This is a genomic window from Kocuria sp. UBA5001, from assembly GCF_002398425.1.
GTDB classification, from domain to species: Bacteria; Actinomycetota; Actinomycetes; order Actinomycetales; family Micrococcaceae; genus Kocuria; species Kocuria salsicia.
The window spans coordinates 66032-86528 of the sequence record NZ_DGYR01000010.1; the positions used below are offsets into that span (position 1 = coordinate 66032).

At 69.5% G+C, this 20497-nt stretch carries 17 protein-coding genes; 9 read left to right on the top strand and 8 right to left on the bottom strand.

From position 1 onward, the window contains the following. Positions 1–34: 34 nt before the first annotated feature. The 3 genes from sufD to B3G12_RS06630 are packed head-to-tail and all read right to left on the bottom strand — an operon-like array spanning position 35 to position 3574. Positions 35–1336: a Fe-S cluster assembly protein SufD gene (sufD, locus tag B3G12_RS06620; RefSeq protein WP_290499765.1), complete on the bottom strand. Its 1302-nt coding sequence runs from the start codon at positions 1334–1336 to the stop codon at positions 35–37. Position 1337: 1 nt separating this feature from the next. Further along, the gene (sufB, locus tag B3G12_RS06625; RefSeq protein WP_094394012.1) at positions 1338–2813 is read right to left on the bottom strand and encodes a Fe-S cluster assembly protein SufB; all 1476 of its coding nucleotides are present in this window, start codon (positions 2811–2813) and stop codon (positions 1338–1340) included. Next, on the bottom strand, positions 2810–3574 hold the full coding sequence (locus tag B3G12_RS06630; RefSeq protein WP_094394014.1) for a helix-turn-helix transcriptional regulator: 765 nt from the start codon (positions 3572–3574) through the stop codon (positions 2810–2812). The genes sufB and B3G12_RS06630 overlap by 4 nt, the downstream gene beginning before the upstream one ends. Before the next feature lie 258 nt (positions 3575–3832). Here B3G12_RS06630 and B3G12_RS06635 point away from each other — a divergent pair, with 258 nt between their 5' ends. The 3 genes from B3G12_RS06635 (at position 3833) to B3G12_RS06645 (ending at position 6826) form a co-directional block, all read left to right on the top strand. Next, positions 3833–4834: an ABC transporter ATP-binding protein gene (locus B3G12_RS06635; protein WP_244944651.1), complete on the top strand. Its 1002-nt coding sequence runs from the start codon at positions 3833–3835 to the stop codon at positions 4832–4834. After that, positions 4831–5658 carry an ABC transporter permease gene (locus B3G12_RS06640; RefSeq protein WP_290499766.1) on the top strand — a complete coding sequence of 276 codons (828 nt, stop codon included), beginning with the start codon at positions 4831–4833 and terminating at the stop codon, positions 5656–5658. The genes B3G12_RS06635 and B3G12_RS06640 overlap by 4 nt, the downstream gene beginning before the upstream one ends. A 151-nt stretch (positions 5659–5809) precedes the next feature. Beyond that, positions 5810–6826 (top strand): COX15/CtaA family protein, encoded by a 1017-nt coding sequence (locus tag B3G12_RS06645; protein ID WP_144942661.1) that lies wholly within the window; start codon positions 5810–5812, stop codon positions 6824–6826. A gap of 174 nt (positions 6827–7000) precedes the next feature. Here the strand turns inward: B3G12_RS06645 and B3G12_RS06650 are convergent, their stop codons facing one another. Both B3G12_RS06650 and B3G12_RS06655 read right to left on the bottom strand, forming a co-directional pair. Beyond that, positions 7001–7918 carry a dihydrodipicolinate synthase family protein gene (locus B3G12_RS06650; protein ID WP_290499767.1) on the bottom strand — a complete coding sequence of 306 codons (918 nt, stop codon included), beginning with the start codon at positions 7916–7918 and terminating at the stop codon, positions 7001–7003. A 156-nt stretch (positions 7919–8074) separates the two neighbouring features. Next, entirely contained in the window at positions 8075–8971 is an 897-nt protein-coding gene (locus tag B3G12_RS06655; RefSeq protein WP_094394788.1) for a heme o synthase, read from the bottom strand. Between the two features lie 415 nt (positions 8972–9386). Here B3G12_RS06655 and tkt point away from each other — a divergent pair, with 415 nt between their 5' ends. The 6 genes from tkt (at position 9387) to pgl (ending at position 17918) form a co-directional block, all read left to right on the top strand. Next, the gene (gene tkt, locus B3G12_RS06660; protein WP_094394023.1) at positions 9387–11498 is read left to right on the top strand and encodes a transketolase; all 2112 of its coding nucleotides are present in this window, start codon (positions 9387–9389) and stop codon (positions 11496–11498) included. A gap of 95 nt (positions 11499–11593) precedes the next feature. Then, on the top strand, positions 11594–12700 hold the full coding sequence (gene tal, locus B3G12_RS06665; RefSeq protein WP_290499768.1) for a transaldolase: 1107 nt from the start codon (positions 11594–11596) through the stop codon (positions 12698–12700). A 138-nt stretch (positions 12701–12838) separates the two neighbouring features. Then, positions 12839–14443, top strand: coding sequence for a glucose-6-phosphate isomerase (locus B3G12_RS06670; protein ID WP_290499769.1), 1605 nt, complete (start codon positions 12839–12841; stop codon positions 14441–14443). A 36-nt stretch (positions 14444–14479) separates the two neighbouring features. Further along, a complete protein-coding gene (gene zwf / locus B3G12_RS06675) occupies positions 14480–16018 on the top strand; it encodes a glucose-6-phosphate dehydrogenase (RefSeq protein WP_290499770.1) in 1539 nt (512 codons plus the stop codon). Continuing rightward, on the top strand, positions 16015–17115 hold the full coding sequence (locus B3G12_RS06680; RefSeq protein WP_349678119.1) for a glucose-6-phosphate dehydrogenase assembly protein OpcA: 1101 nt from the start codon (positions 16015–16017) through the stop codon (positions 17113–17115). The genes zwf and B3G12_RS06680 overlap by 4 nt, the downstream gene beginning before the upstream one ends. Beyond that, positions 17112–17918 (top strand): 6-phosphogluconolactonase, encoded by an 807-nt coding sequence (pgl, locus tag B3G12_RS06685; RefSeq protein ID WP_144942657.1) that lies wholly within the window; start codon positions 17112–17114, stop codon positions 17916–17918. Before B3G12_RS06680 ends, pgl begins: the two co-directional genes overlap by 4 nt. Before the next feature lie 120 nt (positions 17919–18038). Here the strand turns inward: pgl and secG are convergent, their stop codons facing one another. The 3 genes from secG to B3G12_RS06700 all read right to left on the bottom strand — a co-directional run bounded on the left by secG (position 18039) and on the right by B3G12_RS06700 (position 20439). Then, entirely contained in the window at positions 18039–18290 is a 252-nt protein-coding gene (secG, locus tag B3G12_RS06690) for a preprotein translocase subunit SecG (RefSeq protein ID WP_144942656.1), read from the bottom strand. Positions 18291–18353: 63 nt separating this feature from the next. Continuing rightward, positions 18354–19172, bottom strand: a complete 819-nt coding sequence (tpiA, locus tag B3G12_RS06695) for a triose-phosphate isomerase (RefSeq protein ID WP_094394033.1) — start codon at positions 19170–19172, stop codon at positions 18354–18356. 43 nt (positions 19173–19215) lie between these two features. After that, positions 19216–20439 carry a phosphoglycerate kinase gene (locus B3G12_RS06700; RefSeq protein ID WP_144942655.1) on the bottom strand — a complete coding sequence of 408 codons (1224 nt, stop codon included), beginning with the start codon at positions 20437–20439 and terminating at the stop codon, positions 19216–19218. Positions 20440–20497 lie beyond the last annotated feature (58 nt).

A 20497-nucleotide genomic window follows, 5' to 3' on the forward strand; every position in this document is an offset into this window, starting at 1 on the left:
GTACGTGGGTGAGGGCTGCGGCGCGGGGCCGGTCTCAGTTCTCGGTGCGGGCGAGCTCGTCCTCGAGGGACGCGCGCAGCTGCTCCTCGAGGGCCTCGACGCCCACCTGCTGGATGATCTCGAAGAGGAATCCGCGCACGACCAGGCGGCGTGCCTGGTCCTCCGGGATGCCGCGGGACATCAGGTAGTACAGGTGCTCGTCGTCCAGCTGGCCCGTGGTGGAGGCGTGGCCTGCGCCGGCGATCAAGCCGGTCTCGATCTCCAGGTTCGGCACCGAGTCCATACGGGGGCCGTCGTTGAGGATCAGGTTGCGGTTGAGCTCGTAGGTGTCCGTGCCCTCGGCCTCCGCGCGGATCAGGACGTCCCCGACCCACACGCCGTGGGCGTTCTCACCCTGCAGCGCGGACTTGTAGTTCACGCGGGACTTGCAGCGCGGCACCGAGTGATCCACGAACAGGCGGGACTCAAGGTGCTGGCCCTCGTCCACGAACGTGAGACCGTACATGGCCACGTCGCCGCCGGTTGCGGTGAAGCGGGTGGACGGCGTGACGCGCACGAGGTCCCCTCCGAGGCTCACGAGCACGTGCTTGAACGTGGCGTCCTTGCCCAGGCGGGCCTGCTGCGAGGACGCGTGGACGGAGTCGTCCGTCCACTCCTGCAGCGAGACCACGGTGAGGGAGGCGCCGTCGGAGACGGAGAACTCCACGTTCTGGGACAGCACGGCCGTGCCCACGTGGCGCAGCACCACGAGCGCGCGGGAGTTCTCCCCCGCGTCGATCACCACGTGCTGGGCCGCCGGGCGGTCCGACTCGCCGGTGAACGTGACGATCAGGGGCTCCTGGACCTCCGCGTCACGGGGGATCGAGATGACGGTGGCCTCGCGGAAGGAGGACCACGCGTTTGCGGAGACCCGGTCCTCGGGGATGCCGGCCGAGCCGATGCGGGCGTCGTCGCGGGGCACCGAGGTGACCTCCACGGCGTCGTCCCCGGTGACGGAGACCGCGGGGGCTGGACCGTCCAGGGCGGCGTCGTCGAGACCGCGCAGCCGCTTCAGGGGCGTGAAGCGCCAGTCCTCGAGCGTGCTGGTCAGCGGCGGGAAGTCCGCGACGTCGTAGGACGTGAAGCGCCCGGCGCGCGAGGAGTCGGGCACACCCGAGATGTCACCGTGCTGCGTGTGCCTGATCTCGGGCTCACCAGCCTGGTTGCGGCCCTCCTGCAGGGTCTCGCCCTCCTGGCTCATGCCGGGGATGGCCACGCGGTCCTCACCGGTGGGGACCCCGCCCACCTCCTCGCTCGTGTCCTGGGTGTCGCGGGCGGTCTGATCAGTGGTGGACATATCAGCCAACGGATCCTTCCATTTGCAGTTCGATGAGACGGTTGAGCTCGAGGGCGTACTCCATGGGCAGCTCGCGGGCGATCGGCTCGACGAAGCCGCGGACGATCATCGCCATGGCCTCCTCCTCCGGCATGCCGCGCTGCATCAGGTAGAACAGCTGCTCCTCGGAGACTCGCGAGACCGTGGCCTCGTGGCCCATGGTGACGTCGTCCTCACGGATGTCCACGTACGGGTACGTGTCCGAGCGGGAGATCGTGTCCACCAGCAGGGCGTCGCAGACCACGTTGGACTTCGAGTGGGTGGCGCCCTCGCGCACCTGCACCAGTCCGCGGTAGGCCGAGCGGCCGCCGTTGCGGGCCACGGACTTGGAGACGATCGAGGAGGACGTGTTCGGGGCGATGTGCACCATCTTGGAACCCGTGTCCTGGTGCTGGCCCTCGCCCGCGAAGGCGATCGACAGGGTCTCGCCGCGAGCGTGCTCACCAGTCATGTAGACCGCCGGGTACTTCTGCGTGACCTTGGAGCCGATGTTGCCGTCGATCCACTCCATGGTGGCGCCCTCGTGGGCGATCGCGCGCTTGGTCACCAGGTTGTACACGTTGTTGGACCAGTTCTGGATGGTCGTGTACCGCACGCGTGCGTTCTTCTTGCAGATGATCTCCACCACGGCGGAGTGCAGCGAGTCCGTCTTGTAGATCGGCGCCGTGCAGCCCTCGATGTAGTGGACGTAGGAGTCCTCGTCCGCAATGATCAGCGTGCGCTCGAACTGGCCCATGTTCTCCGTGTTGATGCGGAAGTAGGCCTGCAGGGGAATGTCCACGTGCACGCCCTTGGGCACGTACACGAACGAGCCACCTGACCACACGGCGGTGTTCAGCGCGGCGAACTTGTTGTCGCCCACCGGGATCACCGTGCCGAAGTACTCCTCGAAGAACTCCGGGTGCTCCTTCAGCGCGGTGTCCGTGTCCAGGAAGATCACTCCCTGCGCCTCGAGGTCCTCGCGGATCTGGTGGTACACCACCTCGGACTCGTACTGGGCGGCCACACCGGCCACCAGGCGGTTGCGCTCCGCCTCCGGGATGCCGAGCTTCTCGTACGTATTGCGGATGTCGTCCGGCAGCTCCTCCCAGGAGCCGGCCTGCTGCTCGGTGGAGCGCACGAAGTACTTGATGTTGTCGAAGTCGATCCCCGAGAGGTCCGCGCCCCACGTGGGCATGGGCTTGCGGTCGAAGAACTTCAGGCCCTTCAGACGCAGCTGCGTCATCCAGTCCGGCTCGCTCTTCTTGGCCGAGATGTCCCGGACCACCTCTTCGTTGATGCCGCGGCGCGCGGAGGCGCCGGCATCGTTCTTGTCGGACCATCCGTACTGGTACTGCCCGATCCCCTCGAGCTCCGGGTTCATCTCCAGGATCTCGGAAATCGTGGTGTCGCCTGTCATGTCGCCCGCGGTCTCCGCGGGCACGATGCGCTCGGTCATGACAACCCTCCCTGTCGTGCGGTTGTGTGGTTGGTGGAGTGTGTGGATCCCGCGCTGCGAAGCTGCAGCGGGACGTGTGTGGTGCAGACGTGGGCCCCGGCCGCCATGGTGGACAGCCTGCGGACGTCCACGTCCAGCAGCTCGGAGATCAGCTCCGTCTCCTGCTCGCAGAACTCGGGGTGCTCGTTCGCGATCTCCTGGATGGGACAGTGGCCCTGGCACAGCTGGGCGGAGCGCAGCGCCACGCCCTTGGGGCCCCGCGGCGTGACCGTGGTGTGGGAGGCCACGAAACCGTCGCGGCTCATGGCTGCGGTGAGGGCGCTGAGGCGGTCCTCGACGTCGTCCCCGGCCGCTTCGACTTGCGGGCGGTAGCGCTCGCGCATCTGGTCCATGTGGCTTACGACGAACGCGCGGAGAAGCTCGTCCCCGCCCACCCGTTGCATCGTGTCGATGGCTTCCCGGGCCAGTCCCAGGTAGTCGTGGCCGAGCTGCTCGTGGCCCCCGGGGGCGACGACGTAGCGCCGGGCGGGGCGCCCCGCGCCGGAGCGCGTACTGCGCACCGGGGAGACCTCGATGATCAGTTCGGCCTCGAGCGCGTCCAGGTGGCGGCGCACGGCGGCCGGGGTGAGGCCGAGGTCCTTGGCGATCTGCGCCGCCGAGATGGGGCCGTGGGCGAGCACCAGGGAGAGCACCCGCGAACGGGTGGTGTCGTCCTGCTCCGAGCGGACCGCGGGTGCGCGGTCCGTGGCCGGTGAACTCATGCTCCGTGCAACATCCTTACGGGAGAGAGGTGAGTGGGGTGCGTTCGGCGCACCTGTCCGTCCCGGGGACGGCACCGCGCGCTGAACACGCAATACACAACGAGCGTATGCCTTATTCCATTCCCGTCAAAACGCTCCCGGTGCTCCGCGCCGCCCCCGGGAGCGGCCGTCCGGCACCCCCGCGCGCCGCGACGTCGTTCCCGGCCGCCGTGGCCGCGGGTGCTGCCGCGGGTCCGGCCGAGGTCCTAGACTGACCGGGTGCAGACCCCGCCCCACCCAGCTCCCGCCAGCCTGGACCAGACCTCCCGCCCCGCCCCCGTGGCCCTGCAGGTGGACGGTCTCGTGAAGACCTTCGAGGGCCGGGGAGAACCCGTCCGTGCCGTGCGCGGACTGAGCATGGCGGCGCACCAGGGCAGGATCACCGCCCTGCTCGGGGCCAACGGCGCTGGCAAGACCACCACCCTGCAGTGCGCCCAGGGGCTGCAGCGGCCCACCTCCGGCAGCGTCCGGCTGCTCGGTGAGGACCCGTGGCAGGCCTCGGCCCAGTTGCGCGCCCGCGTGGGCGTCATGCTCCAGGACGGCGGACTGCCCCAGTCGGTGCGCCCGGGAGAGCTGCTGCGGCACGTGAGCCGGCTCTACGCGGACCCGGTGCCCCTGGATGAGCTCGTGGAGCGGCTGGGCATCGGCCCGTTCCTCGGCACCGGCATCCGGCGGCTCTCCGGGGGCCAGAAGCAGCGCGTGGCACTGGCCGCCGCGCTCGTGGGCCGCCCGGACGTGCTGTTCCTGGACGAGCCCTCCGCCGGGCTCGACCCGCGCTCGCGCAACATCGTCTTCGACCTCGTGCAGCAGCTGCGCGACTCCGGCGTCTGCATCATCCTCACGACCCACCTCATGGACGACGCCGCCCGCCTGGCCGACTACGTCTACATCGTCAACCGCGGCACCGTGGCTGTGCAGGGAACGGTGTCCGAACTCGTGAGCGCCGAGCGGGAGGCACCTCTCGTGATGACCGTGACCCTCGCGCCGCAGGACGCGCACAGGCTGCGGGAGGATCCGCCCTGGCGCACGCCACGGTTCACGGACGTGACCTGGAGCGTCAAGGACCGCACCGTGACCCTCACCGGCCCCCTCGACGGCGCTCGCGTGCGCGAGGTCACGGGGTGGGCCACACTGGACGACCGACTGCCGGAGGCGCTGAGCGTGCAACCCCGATCCCTGGAGGACGTGTTCCTGGAGGTCTCCGGCGGTGATGTCCGATGAGCAGAACGCAGCACCTCCCCACTGCGGGCACTGCACCGCAGTCCCACCAGCTGACCGGCAGCGCCTCGCAGCGTCCCCGGGCGGCGTCGCTGTCCCGGCGCGTGCTGGCCCAGGCCCTCTTCGAGACCATGACCATGGTCCGCAACGGCGAGCAGCTGCTGCTGCTCGTGATCCTGCCCGTCATGGCGCTGGTGGGGCTGACGTTCACCGATCTTCTGGACCCCTACCGCGTGGACGGTGCCTCCCGCGTGGACGTGGCCGTTCCGGGCATCCTCGTGCTGTGCGTGATCTCCAGCGCATTCTCCGGGCAGGGCATCCAAACCGGTTTCGACCGCCGCTACGGGGTGCTGCGCCACCTCTCCACGACCCCGCTGGGACGGTCGGGGCTCATCGCGGGCAAGCTGCTGGCCATCCTGGCCGTGCTCGTCCTCCAGTACCTCGTGATCGCCGCCGTGGCCGCGTGGCTCGGGTGGCGACCCTCCGGTCTCGCGGTGCTGGGTTCGATCCCCCTGCTCGTCCTGGTGGCCGTCACGTTCACAGGCCTGGGGATGCTCATCGCCGGCACGCTGCGGGCCGAGGCCACCCTCGCCGTCCTCAACGTGGTGTGGGTGGCCCTTGCCGCGGGAGGTGGCGTCCTCTTCCCGCTCACCGCTCTGCCCGGCTGGCTCTCCCGGCTCGTGGCGCTGCTGCCGTCCTCGGCGGCGGGTGAGCTGGTGCGCGAGTGCTTCCTGGGGATACCGGCCACCCTGGCGCCGCTGCTCGTGCTGGGCGTGTGGGCGGTCCTCAGCTGGGCCGCCACCGTCAAGTGGTTCCGCTGGGTCTGATCGCAGGGAGGCACCTGATGTCCCCGCCGGGTCCGGGCACTCCGGGGACCGTCCGGCGTGCCTGAGACATCCCTGGGTCCTCGGGGGTTCCCAGGCCGCGCTGGCTACACTGGGAGCGTCTTCGTTCCCACTGCCCCTGGATGCACCGCTCATGTCTGACGCCGCCGCCCGTACCGCCACCGACTCCTTCTGGTGGCCCAGCACCGTGACCCCGTGGGTGCGGCGACTCGCCGTCGCCTCCCTGCTCACCAACTCGCTGCTGATCCTCACCGGTGGGCTCGTGCGGCTCACGGGATCGGGGCTGGGATGCCCCACATGGCCGCGCTGCTCGGCGGAGTCCTGGACGAACACCCAGGAGATGGGCATCCACGGGATCATCGAGTTCGGCAACCGACTGCTCACATTCGTGCTGGCGGTGGTCGCGGTGCTGATGTTCCTCTCCGTGATGCGGATGGTCCGCACGCACCCGAAGCTCTTCTGGCTCGCCCTCGCCCTGGGCATCGGTATCCCGCTGCAGGCGGTCGTGGGCGGGATCACCGTGCTGGTGGGCCTGCACCCGCTGATGGTGGGCGTGCACTACCTGATCTCCGCGGCCATGATCTCGCTGTCCACGCTGCTCGTGCTGAACACGCGCCGCGAGGGGCTCTCCGCCGTGGCGCACGACCAGCGTCCGGGTCAGCTGCACTCCTCCCGCACCGCCGTGCTCGTGCTCGGCATCCTCACGGGGCTGCTGAGCGCAGTGATCCTCTACGTGGGCACTCTCGTCACGGGCACCGGCGTGCACGCCGGGGACGACTCCAGCGCCCGCCTGGCCTTCGACTCCGTAGCCATCACGCGCGCCCACGCCGTTCCCGTGTACCTGCTGACCTTCACGGTCCTGGCCGGGATCGTGCTGTGCACGGTCAAGGGACTGCCCACGGTGCTGCGCAACGCGTACCTGATCATGGCTGCGATCATCGTGGCCCAGGGCCTGGTGGGCTACTACCAGTACTTCAACCACGTGCCGATCCCCGCGGTGGCCCTGCACATGGTCCTCTCCGCCGTGGTGATCTGGGCTGCCACGCGCGTGGTCTCGTTCTCCGTGTACCTCGCTCAACCCGAGCACGCCCACGCGGCCCCCGTCGACCTCGGGGAGAAGAACGACGCCGCGGCGCAGCCCGTCGGCTGAGCCCGGCGTCCTGCCGCGGGGGTTGCGGACCGGGTGCCAGGGCAGTTCTCGTCCCGGCGCGACATCGCCGGAGCAGGATCGCTCGGGCGGGTCCCGTTCCCGGGGGTCCAGAACGTGGGCGCCCCGTCACTCGACCCGGGGCACCCCCGGGCCCGGTGACGGGCCCTCGCACGCTCAGCGCGACGTCGACGACGGCGCCGTCTCACGCAGGCGCGCCACTGCCGTGGCGAGGGCGTCCCGGCTGTGGGACGGAATGGGCAGCAGGGGCCGGCGCGGGGCGCTCGTGCGCACACCGCAGACCTCCGCCAAGGCGTAGAGCACCGACAGCGGGCGTTCGTGGCCCATCAGCTGCATCAGCGGCCGCAGGGCCCGGCTCCACGCGGCGGCGTCCTCGGTCCTGCCCTGGGTCACTGCCTCGTGGAAGGCAACGAACTCGGGAGCCAGCAGCGCCGCCATGCCGCTGTGCCACGCCGCATCCGGGTGCTCGTCCACGATCAGCTGGTCACGACTTGCACCGTGCACGGTGCCGGGCTCCGACTGCTGGGCGAAGAGCAGCTGCCGCGAGTGGAAGAGCCTGCCGGATGCGGCGGTGTCCTTGAACGCGACCACGTCGTCCAGCCAGGACAGCTCCGCCGCGAGCTCGACCGGGTACGTGAAACCCGTGGTGGAGGGGTTGTTGTACAGGCACAGCGGCAGCGAGACGGCCGAGGCGACCGTTTCCACCTGGTCCGCGATCTCCTGCGACACCAGGGGAATGTAGCTCACGGGGCTCAGCACGAGCCCGTCCGCACCGTTGTTCTCCGCGGAGTAGGCGAGCTGAAGCACCTCCCGCGTGGTGATGGCCGAGATACCCACCCCCACCGGAACACCCGAGCCGGAGGCGGCCCTCACGGCCGTGCGCACGACGTCGGCGCGCTCCTGCGCGTCGAGGTAGGCAAAGAGCCCGGACGTTCCGAGGACGACGATGCCGGAGACGCCGCTGTGCGCGAGCCGCGCCACTGTGCATTCCAGGGAGTCGAGGTCCAGGGCGCCGCCGGGGTGCAGGGGGGTCACGGGATAGGCGGTCACGCCTGAGAACGTCATGGAGAGCATGGGACAAGTTTAGGTGAGCCTTACCGGTACCGGGCATCGACCGGTCGGATGATCCGACCGTGGCCGTTCAGGGCGAGCGCCCTACGGCGGGTGCAACCCGTAGTCTGAGCCGTGGCCCGCGCGGCTTCTGCGGACACGAGGGTGTCCGCGCAGCGACTAGAAGATGGGGCCGCCGACGAACGGGTCCAGCGCCACACCCACGAACACGAACGTGATGTAGGCGATGGAGCCGTGGAAGACGTACATGGCCTGCTTCAGGGTCGGCTTGCCCGCGGTGGCCAGGCCGTAGAGCTTGTGGCAGTGGTACGTGAACCAGCCCCCGGAGACCAGCGCAATGATGCCGTACACCCAGCCTGCCCCGCCCACGGGGATGAGCAGTAGCGAGCAGATCACGGTGGCCCACGCGTAGAGGACCACCTGGGCGCCGACGGTGCGCGCGGTGTCCACGGCGCCGAGCATGGGGACGCCCGCACGGGAGTAGTCCTCCGCGTACTTCATGGACAGCGGCCAGTAGTGAGGGGGCGTCCACAGGAAGATGAACGCGAAGAGCACCAGAGCCGGCCACTCGAGGGTGCCGCGCACCGCCGCCCACCCGATCAGCACGGGCATGCACCCCGCGATGCCGCCCCAGACGATGTTCTGGGCGGTGCGGCGCTTGAGGACGATCGAGTAGAACACCGCGTACAGGGCGATCGCCACCACACCGAGCACGCCGCACAGCACGCTCACGCCCAGAGTCAGCCAGGCCACGGCCACGGCGGAGAGCACCCAGGCGAAAACGAGGGCCTCGCGGTCGCTGACCTCACCCGTCACGAGCGGCCGCTTGGCCGTGCGGCGCATGAGCCGGTCCTCGTTGCGGTCGATGTAGCAGTTGAACGCGCCTGCGGCCCCGGCCGCGAGTGTGCCGCCCACAAGGGTGTTGAGCACGAGCCACAGGTTCGGCACACCCTGCTGGGCGAAGAACATGGTGGGGATGGTGGCCACCAGCAGCAGCTCGATGATCCGGGGCTTCGTCAGTGCCACGTAGGCCTTGATCTTGCGACCGGCCGTCATGGGGCCCTCGTACCCGACGGGCGCGACCTCCGAGATGCGACTCCCGGTGGCTCCGTGGCCGTGCGACGCGGGGGATCCCGAGGAGTCCGGGTGCGTCGCGGTGTCGAGGTGATTCACGGAATCGATGCTCCAAAGAACGTTGGTGGCCGGCCCGGGGGCGGCGTTGAACGGGCGGGGCGAGACGGGCTCGCACCGACACCCGGTCGCCAGTATAGCCGCCTGCGCCGCTCAGGGGCGCGGTGACGAGGCCCACGGTGAGCCGTGAGCGATCACCCGGGGCCACGTCCCTGACGCTCGCGGTCCCGCCGGACTAAGGTTGAGCGCGGAACAGGCGTTGCGGCCGGACCACCGTGGCCACGGAACGGGACCGGGCAGCGCCGCGCACCATCCACTCCCACGAAAGGGGCTCGCCACCGTGCCGAACCTTGATCAACCGTTGAACTGGACCGAGCAGGACGCCCGCGCGGTGGACACCGCCCGTGTCCTCGCCGCCGATGCCGTGCAGAAGGTCGGCAACGGCCACCCGGGCACCGCCATGTCCCTGGCCCCCGTGGCGTACATGCTCTTCCAGAAGGTGATGCGGCACGATCCCTCGGACGACCGCTGGACCGGGCGCGACCGCTTCATCCTCTCCCCCGGGCATACCTCCCTCACCCTGTACCTGCAGCTGTTCTTCTCCGGCTACGGCCTGGAGATGGAGGACCTCGAGTCGCTGCGCACGTGGGGCTCCAAGGTTCCGGGCCACCCGGAGTACCGCCACACCACGGGCGTGGAGATCACCACCGGTCCGCTGGGCCAGGGCCTGGCCTCCTCCGTGGGCTTCGGCTACGCGCAGCGCTACACCCGCGGTCTCTTCGACGCGGACGCCCCCGCCGGTGAGTCGCCGTTCGACCACAACATCTTCGTGATCGCCTCCGACGGAGACCTCGAGGAGGGCATCACCTCCGAGGCGTCCTCCCTGGCCGGGACCCAGCAGCTCGGCAACCTCGTGGTGATCTACGACGACAACAAGATCTCGATCGAGGACGACACCAACGTGGCGTTCAACGAGGACGTCCTGGCGCGCTACGCCGCGTACGGCTGGGACACCGCTCGCGTGGACTGGCGCAACGGCGGTGAGTACAAGGAGGACGTCGAGGCCCTGTACGACGCCGTGGTGGCGGCCACCAAAGTCAAGGACAAGCCCTCGATCATCGCCCTGAGCACGATCATCGGCTGGCCCTCCCCCACCAAGCAGAACACCGGCGGCGTGCACGGCTCCGCCCTGGGCGCGGAGGAGGTCGCGGCAACCAAGAAGATTCTGGGCTTCGACCCCGAGAAGTCCTTCCAGATTGAGCCGGAGATCCTCGCGCACGTGCGCGAGGTGGCCGAGCGGGGCAAGCAGGAGCGCGCCGAGTGGGAGAAGTCCTTCCAGGCGTGGCGCGAGGCCAACCCGGAGAAGGCCGAGCTCTACGACCGGATCAAGAACGAGGAGCTGCCCGAGAACTACGCGGCCGCGTTCCCCACCTTCCCCGCGGGCAAGGCCGTGGCCTCCCGCAAGGCCTCCGGCGAGGTCATCAACGCCATCGCCGGGACCTTCCCCGAGCTGTGGGGGGGCTCCGCGGACCTCGCGGGCTCCAACAACACCACGATCGAGGGTGCGGACTCCTTCATTCCGCAGAGCCGCTCCACGGCCAAGTGGAAGGGCTCCCCGTACGGCCGGGTGCTGCACTTCGGCATCCGTGAGCACGCGGCCGCGGCGATCGTCAACGGCATCGTGATGAGCAGCCAGACCCGGGCCTTCTCGGGCACGTTCCTCATCTTCTCGGACTACCAGCGTCCGGCGGTGCGCCTGGGTGCGCTCATGAAGGTGCCGTCCATCTACGTGTGGACCCACGACTCGATCGGCCTCGGCGAGGACGGCCCCACGCACCAGCCCGTGGAGCAGCTCTCGGCGCTGCGTGCGATCCCGGGGCTCGACGTCGTCCGGCCCGCGGACGCCAACGAGACCGCCGTGGCCTGGCGCACGATTCTCGAGAACCACGAGCACCCGGCAGGGCTGGCGCTGACGCGCCAGGATCTGCCCACGGTTCCCCGTGAGGATCTGCACCCGGAGTACGACGGTGAGAAGTTCGCCTCCGCCGAGGGCGTGGCCCGCGGCGGCTACGTGCTCGCGGACACCGAGGGCACCCCTGACGTGGTGCTTATCGGCACGGGTTCTGAGGTCCAGCTGGCCCTCGAGGCCCGGGAGCAGCTCGCGGCGAAGGGCGTTGCGGCCCGCGTGGTCTCCATGCCCTGCCGCGAGTGGTTCGACTCACAGGACGAGCAGTACCGCGAATCGGTCATCCCGAAGGCCGTCAAGGCCCGCGTGAGCGTTGAAGCTGGGATCCGCATGTCGTGGAACGACCTGCTCGGCGACGCCGGCCGCGCCGTGTCCTTGGAGCACTTCGGCGAGTCCGCCGACTACCAGACGCTCTACCGCGAGTTCGGCATCACGTCCGAGGCCGTGGCACAGGCAGCCGAGGAGTCCATCGCCGCCGCGAGGTGACCCCGCAGCTCAGCACAGCAGCAATCGTGGGCGGGGCTCCGGCCCCGCCCACCACACCCCAGATGCTCTTCTCTCACGAATCGAGGACAGAGAACATGACCACCCCCACCCAGAAGCTCTCCGACGCCGGCGTCTCCATCTGGCTCGACGACCTCTCCCGCCAGCGCCTCACCAGCGGCAACCTGCAGGAGCTCATCGACACCAAGAACGTCGTCGGCGTGACGACCAACCCCACGATCTTCGCCGCGGCGCTCGCCAACGGCGAGTCATACCGCGAGCAGGTCGCGGCGCTCGCCGCCGAAGGGGTCTCGGTCGACGACGCCGTGTTCCGCATCACCACGGACGACGTCCGTGAGGCGTGCGACCTCTTCGCCCCCGTGGCGGAGGCCACGCAGGGTGTGGACGGGCGCGTGTCCATCGAGGTGGACCCCCGCCTGGCGCAGGACGCCGACGCCACTGCCTCGATGGCGCAGAAGCTCTCCCAGACAATCGACCGCCCGAACGCGCTGATCAAGATCCCCGCGACCGAGAAGGGCCTGCCCTCGATCGCGGCCACGATCGCGGAGGGCATCTCCGTGAACGTCACGCTGATCTTCTCGCTCGAGCGTTACCGCGGCGTCATCAACGCCTACATGGAGGGTCTCGAGCGTGCGCTGGAGAACGGCAAGGACCTCTCCACGATCCACTCCGTGGCGTCCTTCTTCGTTTCCCGCGTGGACACCGAGGTCGACAAGCGCCTGGACGCCGTCGGTTCCGCGGAGGCCGTGTCCCTCAAGGGCAAGGCCGGCCTGGCCAACGCGCGTCTCGCCTACCAGGTCTACGAGCAGTCGCTCCAGACCGAGCGCTGGAAGCGTCTTGCCTCCGCCGGCGCCAACCCGCAGCGTCCGCTGTGGGCCTCCACCGGTGTGAAGGACCCCAACCTGCCGGACACCCTGTACGTGACCGAGCTGGTGGCCCCCAACACCGTGAACACCATGCCGGAGAAGACGCTGGACGCCACGTACGACCACGCGGACGTCACAGGTGACACCGTGAGCGGCACCTACGAGGACTCCGCCGAGGTCCTCGACGCGGTTGCCCGTCAGGGCGTGTCCTACCGGGAGGTCGTGGAGCTGCTCGAGACCGAGGGCCTCGAGAAGTTCGACAAGTCCTGGGAGGAGCTGCTCGAGACCGTGCGCACGGCGCTCGACGCCGCGAGCTGACCTCGTCTCGCCGCCCGCGGCTGTGCAGGAGCACCCGGTGCCCCACGACCGCGGGTGGCGGTCCCGTTGCAGCACCACTTCCGGGCGGTGTGGCCCAGCCGCTGCACCGCCCACCCACCACGTTTGAGGAGGCTCCCCGTGAGCTCATTGTCATTGCAGGCCGCCGGTGCCGCGCGAGAGGCGATCGACACGAACGTCCCCCGCCTGGTCGCCGAGAATTTCGCGTCCAAGCTTTTTGCGCAGGACCCCGCCCTCTGGGGCGCCGCCGCGGAGCAGGAGGCGGCAGTCCGCCTCGGGTGGACGGACGCCGTGAGCGTCTCCCGTCCGCTCGTACCGGAGATCGAGGAGTTGCGGGACGACTTCGCCCGCGAAGGTGTCACGCGTTTCGTGCTCGCGGGCATGGGCGGTTCCTCCCTGGCTCCCGAGGTGATCACCCGCAGCGCCGGCGTGGAGCTGTTCGTGCTGGACTCCACCGACCCCGAGATGGTCACCAAGGCGCTCGAGGACCTCGAGCACACCGCGCTGATCGTCTCCTCCAAGTCCGGCTCCACGGTGGAGACGGACTCCGCGCGCCGAGTGTTCATCGACGCTTTCCAGCGCGCCGGGTTGGACGCCCCTTCGCGGATCGTGGTGGTCACGGACCCGGGCTCCCCCATGGACTCGGCCTCGCGTGAGGCGGGCTACCGCAAGACCTTCAACGCGGACCCGAACGTGGGCGGGCGCTTCTCCGCGCTCACGGCGTTCGGACTCGTGCCCTCCGGACTCGCCGGCGTGGACGTCGCGGCGCTGCTCGACGACGCCGAGGAGGCCGTCGAGATGCTGCGCGAGGACGACGAGAACAACATCGGCCTGCAGCTCGGTGCCGCCCTGGGCGGTACCTCACCGCTGCGCGACAAGATCGTGCTCGTGAACCAGGGCGCGCCGTTCGTGGGCTTCGCGGACTGGGCGGAGCAGCTGATCGCCGAGTCCACCGGCAAGTCCGGCACGGGCGTGCTGCCCGTGGTCGTGCACGACGGCGCCCCCGAGCTGACCTCCGGCGCGTCGGACGTGCTGGTCGTCTCGCTCGTGGCTGAGGAGGACATGGACCCCGAGCAGTCCGAGGGGGTGCGCGTGGCCGGTTCGCTGAGCGGCCTCATGATGGCCTTCGAGGTCGCGATCGCGGTGGCGGGCCAGCTGCTGGGCATCGACCCGTTCAACCAGCCGGACGTCGAGTCCGCCAAGGCGGCAACACGCGAGCTTCTGGCCTCCAAGCCCGAGCCCTCACCCGCGGCCGCCACGGACGGGGAGATCGAGATCCGCGGCGCCGAGGACGTGCTGCGCGGCGCGACCACCGTGCCCGCGGCCCTCTCGGCGCTTCTGGAGCAGCTGCCTGAGGACGGCTACGTGAGCGTCCAGGCGTACTTCGACCGGCTCGGCTGGACCGAGCTGGAGTCCGTGCGGGACGTGCTGGCGCGGCGCACCGGGCGTCCCGTGACCTTCGGGTGGGGCCCGCGTTTCCTGCACTCCACCGGCCAGTACCACAAGGGCGGTCCCGCCCAGGGTGTCTACGTGCAGATCACTGCGGCCACGGACACGGACGTGGACATCCCCGGCATCCCCTTCACCTTCGGCGAGCTCATCAACGCGCAGGCGGACGGGGACGCCACCGTGCTCGCCGAGCACCACCGCCCTGTCCTGCGGCTGCGGCTGCTGGACCGGGAGGCCGGGGTGGCCCAGCTGCTGCGCGCGGCGTCCGAGCTGTGATCCCCACCCGACAACCCGCGAACGGACGGCGAGCCTGTGCCTGAGAACACCCAACACAACCCCCTGCGTGATCCACGCGACCGGCGTCTGACACGCGTCGCGGCGCCGTCGGCCCTCGTCCTCTTCGGCGTCACCGGCGACCTCGCGAAGAAGAAGCTGCTGCCGGCCATGTACGACCTCGCCAACCGCAGCCTGCTCCCTCCGGCCTTCTCCCTCGTGGGGTTCGGCCGGCGGGACTGGAACGACGCCCAGTTTGCGGAGTACGTCAAGGAGCACGTCGCCGAGCACGCCCGCACGCCCTACAACGAGGACCTCTGGAACCAGTTCGCCTCGGGGCTGCGGTTCGTGCACGGCGAGTTCGACGACGACGACGCCTACGTGCGTCTCGCGCAGACGCTCGACGAGCTCGACCGCGACCGCGGCACCCGCGGCAACCACGCGTTCTACCTGTCCATCCCGCCCAAGACGTTCGAGGTGGTGTGCCAGCAGCTGGCGGACCACGACCTCGCAGACTCGCAGGACAGCAAGGGCTGGCGGCGGGTGGTCATCGAGAAGCCGTTCGGCCACGACCTCGACTCCGCCCGGGAGCTGAACGCGATCGTGGAGCGGGTCTTCCGCCCGGACAGCGTGTTCCGCATCGACCACTACCTGGGCAAGGAGACGGTGCAGAACATCCTGGCGCTGCGCTTCGCCAACCAGATGTTCGAGCCCCTGTGGGACGCCCGGTACGTGGACCACGTGCAGATCACAATGGCCGAGGAGATCGGCATCGGCTCCCGCGCCGGTTACTACGACGGCGTGGGTGCGGCCCGTGACGTCATCCAGAACCACCTGCTGCAGCTGCTGGCGTTCACGGCCATGGAGGAGCCGGCCTCGTTCAGCGCGCACAACCTGCGCCGGGAGAAGGCCAAGGTCCTCGAGTCCGTGGTGCTGCCCTGTGACCTCGGTGAGCACTCGGCCCTGGGCCAGTACACGTCCGGTCTGCAGGGCGGCGAGTTCGTCAAGGGCTTCCACGAGGAGTCGGACATCCCCGCTGACTCTCGCACCGAGACCTTCGCGGCCCTGCGCGTGGACATCAACAACCGCCGCTGGGCGGGCGTGCCGTTCTACCTGCGCGCGGGCAAGCGGCTCGGCCGGCGGGTCACGGAGATCGCGGTGGCATTCAAGAAGTCCCCGAACCTGCTCTTCCGGGACACGGACAACGAGGAGTTCGGCCAGAACGCCATCGTGATCCGCATCCAGCCGGACGAGGGCGTGACCATCCGCTTCGGCTCCAAGGTCCCCGGCACGCAGTCGGAGATCCGGGACGTCACCATGGACTTCGGCTACGGCCACGCGTTCACGGAGTCCAGCCCGGAGGCGTACGAGCGGCTGATCTTCGACGTGCTGCTGGGCGAGCCGCCCCTGTTCCCGGACCACTCCGAGGTGGAGCTGTCCTGGAAGATCCTGGACCCGTTCGAGAACTACTGGTCCGAGCACCAAGTGCAACCCGAGCCGTACGCGCCCGGTTCATGGGGTCCGGAGTCGGCCCACGAGTTGATGGCCCGTGACGGCCGGGTCTGGAGGCGACCGTGATTGTTCAGATGGAGAACACCACCGCAGCGAAGATCGAGAAGAAGCTCAACCAGCTGCGGGACGAGAACGGCGTGGTGACGCTCGGGCGCGTGCTCACGCTGGTGATCCTCGCGCAGGCGGGGCACTCGGAGATGGCGGTCGAGGCGGCGAACTACGCGAGCCACGAGCACCCGTGCCGGATCATCGTGCACGTGGCGCACTCGCGCACGGACGAGACCCGCCTGGACGCGCAGCTGCGCGTGGGCGGCGACGCTGGCGCGTCGGAGGTCATCCTCATGCACGGCTACGGCGACCTCGCCGAGCCCACGGAGACCCTCGTCTCCGCGCTGCTGCTGCCTGACGCCCCCATTGTGGCGTGGTGGCCGCACGACTTCCCGCAGAACCCCAGCGAGAGCTCGATCGGCAGGATCGCGCACCGACGCATCACGGACTCATCCCGCGCAGACGAGCCGTTCGCCTCGCTCACGCAGCTCGCGCGGCAGTACACCCCCGGCGACACGGACCTCGCGTGGACGCGCATCACGAACTGGCGCGTCCAGCTCGCGGCGGTCCTCGACCAGGTGGGCCCCGTTGCAGTCAGGGAGATCGTGCTCGAGGGCAACGCCGTGGCACCGTCCATGCTGCTGCTGGGCGTGTGGCTCTCGCAGCGGCTCGGGGCCAAGGTCACCATCCGCACGGACGGCTCCGGCCGGGCCCTGGACCGCGTTGCCCTGCTCACGGACAAGGGCGCCGTGGAGATCAACCGCCCTGGCCGCACCGTTGCCGTGCTCTCCCAGCCCGACCAGCCGGACCAGCAGATCGCCATGCCCGTGCGAGACCTGAAGACCTGCCTGGCCGAGGAGCTGCGGCGGCTCGACGCGGACGAGGTCTACGGCGAGGTGATCCGCGCGGGTCTCGACGCCGCGGAGGTCTGCACGGCGGCCCAGGCCAAACAGGAGGTGGGCGACGTCGTCGAGGCCGAGGACGCCGTCGTCGAGACCGGTTCAGAGCACATGACGGCGGAAGCAGCAGACCGGGGTGGGGCTGCTGCCCGCGACGGTGAGGGGGACACCTCGACGTCGGGGTCTGACGAGGCCGACGGGGCGGTGCGCCCATGAGCGCGACCCTGCCGCCCCAGCCGCGACTGGTCCCCCACGACGGGGAAGACCGCCTCGCGCGGGACACAGCCGCCCGACTCTTGGAGGTCTTGGAGGCCGCCCAGGACGAGCGCGGAGAGGCCACGGTGCTGCTCACCGGCGGCGGCATGGGCACGCGTGTGATCGGTGAGGTCGCCGCGAGCCCGGATGCCGCGCTGATCGACTGGTCGCGCGTCAACGTGTGGTGGTCCGACGAGCGCTTCCTCCCCGGCGCGGACCCCGAGCGCAACGGGGTCCAGGCCGCGGACGCGTGGGACGAGACCCTCGAGCTTGACTGGGACCGTGTGCACCCCGTGGCCGGTTCGGATGAGATCAGCACCGCCGACGAGGCCGCGGCCGACTATCGCGCGGAGCTTGCAGCGGCCGCGGAGGCCGAGGGCTCGACCGGGGACCTGCCGCACGTGGACGTCGCCCTCCTGAGCCTGGGTCCGGACACGCACGTGGCGTCCCTGTTCCCGGGGCGGAAGGACGTGCTGCGCACCGACGCGACCGTGTTCGCGGTCGCCGACTCCCCCAAGCCCCCGCCCGAGCGTGTGACGATGTCCCTGCCCGCGATCAACTCCGCGCACAAGGTCTGGCTGCTCGTCTCCGGCGCTCCCAAGGCTGACGCCCTGGCGAGCATCCGCCGTGCCGGTGTCACGCCGGTGGAGGCGCCGGGCAGCGCGGTCCGTGGCACTCAGGAGACCCTGTGGCTCGTCACCGAGGACGCGCTGCCGGGGGTACCGGAGGACCCGGACGGATCGTCCGCGCAGTCCGAGGACTGAGCAGGGGACCCGTGTTGGCCACGACGAAGGCCCGGACCGTGACGGTCCGGGCCTTCGCTCTGTGCCAGTGCCTGCTGGTTGTGACGTGGCGCTGCGTGGTGGATGCCGTGGAGCGCCTGCTCAGGCCACCGGGTTGAACCGGAGGACCAGCGCGTAGCCGACGATGGCCAGCACCCAGATGATCGCCAGCACGGTGGTGATGCGCACGACGTTCTTCTGCGCCGCACCGGAGGTGTTCAAGGACTGTGTCATTCCGCCGCCGAACATGTCCGACAGACCACCGCCTTTGCCCTTGTTGAGCAGGACGAACATGATGCACAGGATGCTCGTGACCACGATGACCGCCTGGAGGGCGATCAGGAGGATCTCCACGAAATGCCTCGATTCACATAGAACTGGGGGTGAGCAACGCGCCGACCGAAAGCTGACGCGACATCACTGATCGGTGACCAGGTGCTGCTCGAACCGTGCAATCTTAGCAAACTCCTCCGCATCGAGGCTGGCACCGCCCACGAGGGCACCGTCCACGTCCGGACCCGCCATGATGGAGGCCACGTTCGAGGACTTCACCGAGCCGCCGTAGAGCACACGGGTGGCGCGCGCGAACTCCGCGCCGTAGAGGCTCTCGAGCTCCGCACGCACGGCCTTCGCCATCTCCTGCGCGTCCTCGGGGCCGGCGACCTCACCGGTGCCAATGGCCCACACGGGCTCGTAGGCCACCACGAGGCCTTCGAGTTCGCCGGCGGTCAGCTCCGCGAGGCTGCCGCGCAGCTGCTCAAGCGTGTACTCCACGTGACGCCCGGCCTGGCGCTCCTCGAGCCCCTCCCCCACGCACAGCATGGGGGTGAGGCCGTGTCGGATCGCGGCACGGATCTTGTCCCGGCACTGCTCGTTCGTCTCGTGGTGGATGAGGCGTCGCTCGGAGTGGCCCACCAGTACGTAGCTGCAGCCGAGCTTGGCGAGGAACTCACCGGAGACGTCGCCCGTGTAGGCCCCCTTGTCCTGGTCGGAGAGGTCCTGTGCCCCGTACTTGATCTGCAGGCCGTCCCCCTCCACCAGGGACTGCACCGATCGCAGGTCCGTGAACGGCGGGAAGACCACCACCTCCGCACGGGAGTAGTCGTGCTTGGCGTCCTTGAGCGTCCACGCGAGCTTCTGGACCAGCGCGATGCCCTGCGTGTGGTCCATGTTCATCTTCCAGTTGCCCGCGATCACGGGCGTCCGGTCGAAAACTCCGTTGGTCTGCGTGGTCATGCTGAGACTCCTTCGCTCGGATGGCTGGTGCTTTGTGGGGCGCTCACGCGCCGAGGGCCACCACGCCCGGAAGCTGCTTGCCCTCGATGAATTCCAGGGAGGCGCCGCCGCCTGTGGAGATGTGGCCGAACTGCTCGTCCCGGTAGCCCAGGTTGCGCACGGCGGAGGCGGAGTCGCCGCCGCCGATCACGCTCATGGCGTCGGACGTGGCCAGCGCCTGCGCCACGGCCTTGGTGCCGTTGGCGAACGGGGCCATCTCGAACACGCCCACCGGGCCGTTCCAGAACACAGTCTTCGCCGCGGCGATCTTCTCCGCGAAGATCTTTGCGGACTCGGGCCCGATGTCCAGGCCCAGGCCGGAGTCGCCGATGGAGCCGCCCTCGATGTCCGCCACGGGGCGCACCTCGTGCTCAGCGTCCTCCGAGAAGTTCGCGGCGTAGACGACGTCCACGGGCAGCACGATCTCTGTGCCGGCCGCCTCCGCCCGGTCCAGGTAACCCTTGACGGTGTCGATCTGGTCCTTCTCCAGCAGTGACGAACCCACGGCGTGACCCTGCGCGGCGAGGAAGGTGAAGACCATGCCGCCGCCGATCAGCAACGAGTCCGCCTTGCCGATCAGGTTGTCGATCACAGCGAGCTTGTCGGAGACCTTGGAGCCGCCCATGACCACCACGAACGGGCGCTCTGGGTCCGAGATGACCTTGCTCAGCACGTCCACTTCCGTCTTCACCAGATCACCCAGGTAGCTCGGCAGCTCGTACGCGATGTCGTACACGGAGGCGTGCTTGCGGTGCACGGCGCCGAAAGCGTCGTCCACGTACGCGCCGTTCTCACCGGTCAGCGCGGCGAGCTCCTTGGCGAACTGCTGCCGCTCGGCGTCGTCCTTGGAGGTCTCGCGCGGGTCGAAGCGGACGTTCTCGAGCACCAGGATCTGGCCGTCCTCGAGCGCGTCCGACTTGGCCTTCGCGTCTTCGCCGACCACGTCAGTGGCGACGACTACGGGTGCCTCGGAGAGCTTGGCCAGCCGGTCAGCGGCGGGCTTGATGGAGTACCTCGGGTCCACGGTTCCCTTGGGCCGTCCCAGGTGCGCCATGACGATGACGCGCGCACCAGCCTCCGCGAGCTTGCTGAGGACGGGCAGGGACGCGCGCACGCGTCCGTCGTCCGTCACCGTGGAGCCGTCGAGCGGAACGTTGAGATCCGAGCGCACGAGAACTCGGCGCCCCGAGACCCCCTCGGCAATGAGATCGTCGAGCGACTTGGCCATGTCCGTCATCCTTTCCCTGGGGTGATCACGATCTGACGACAGTGGCGCCGGCACCCTC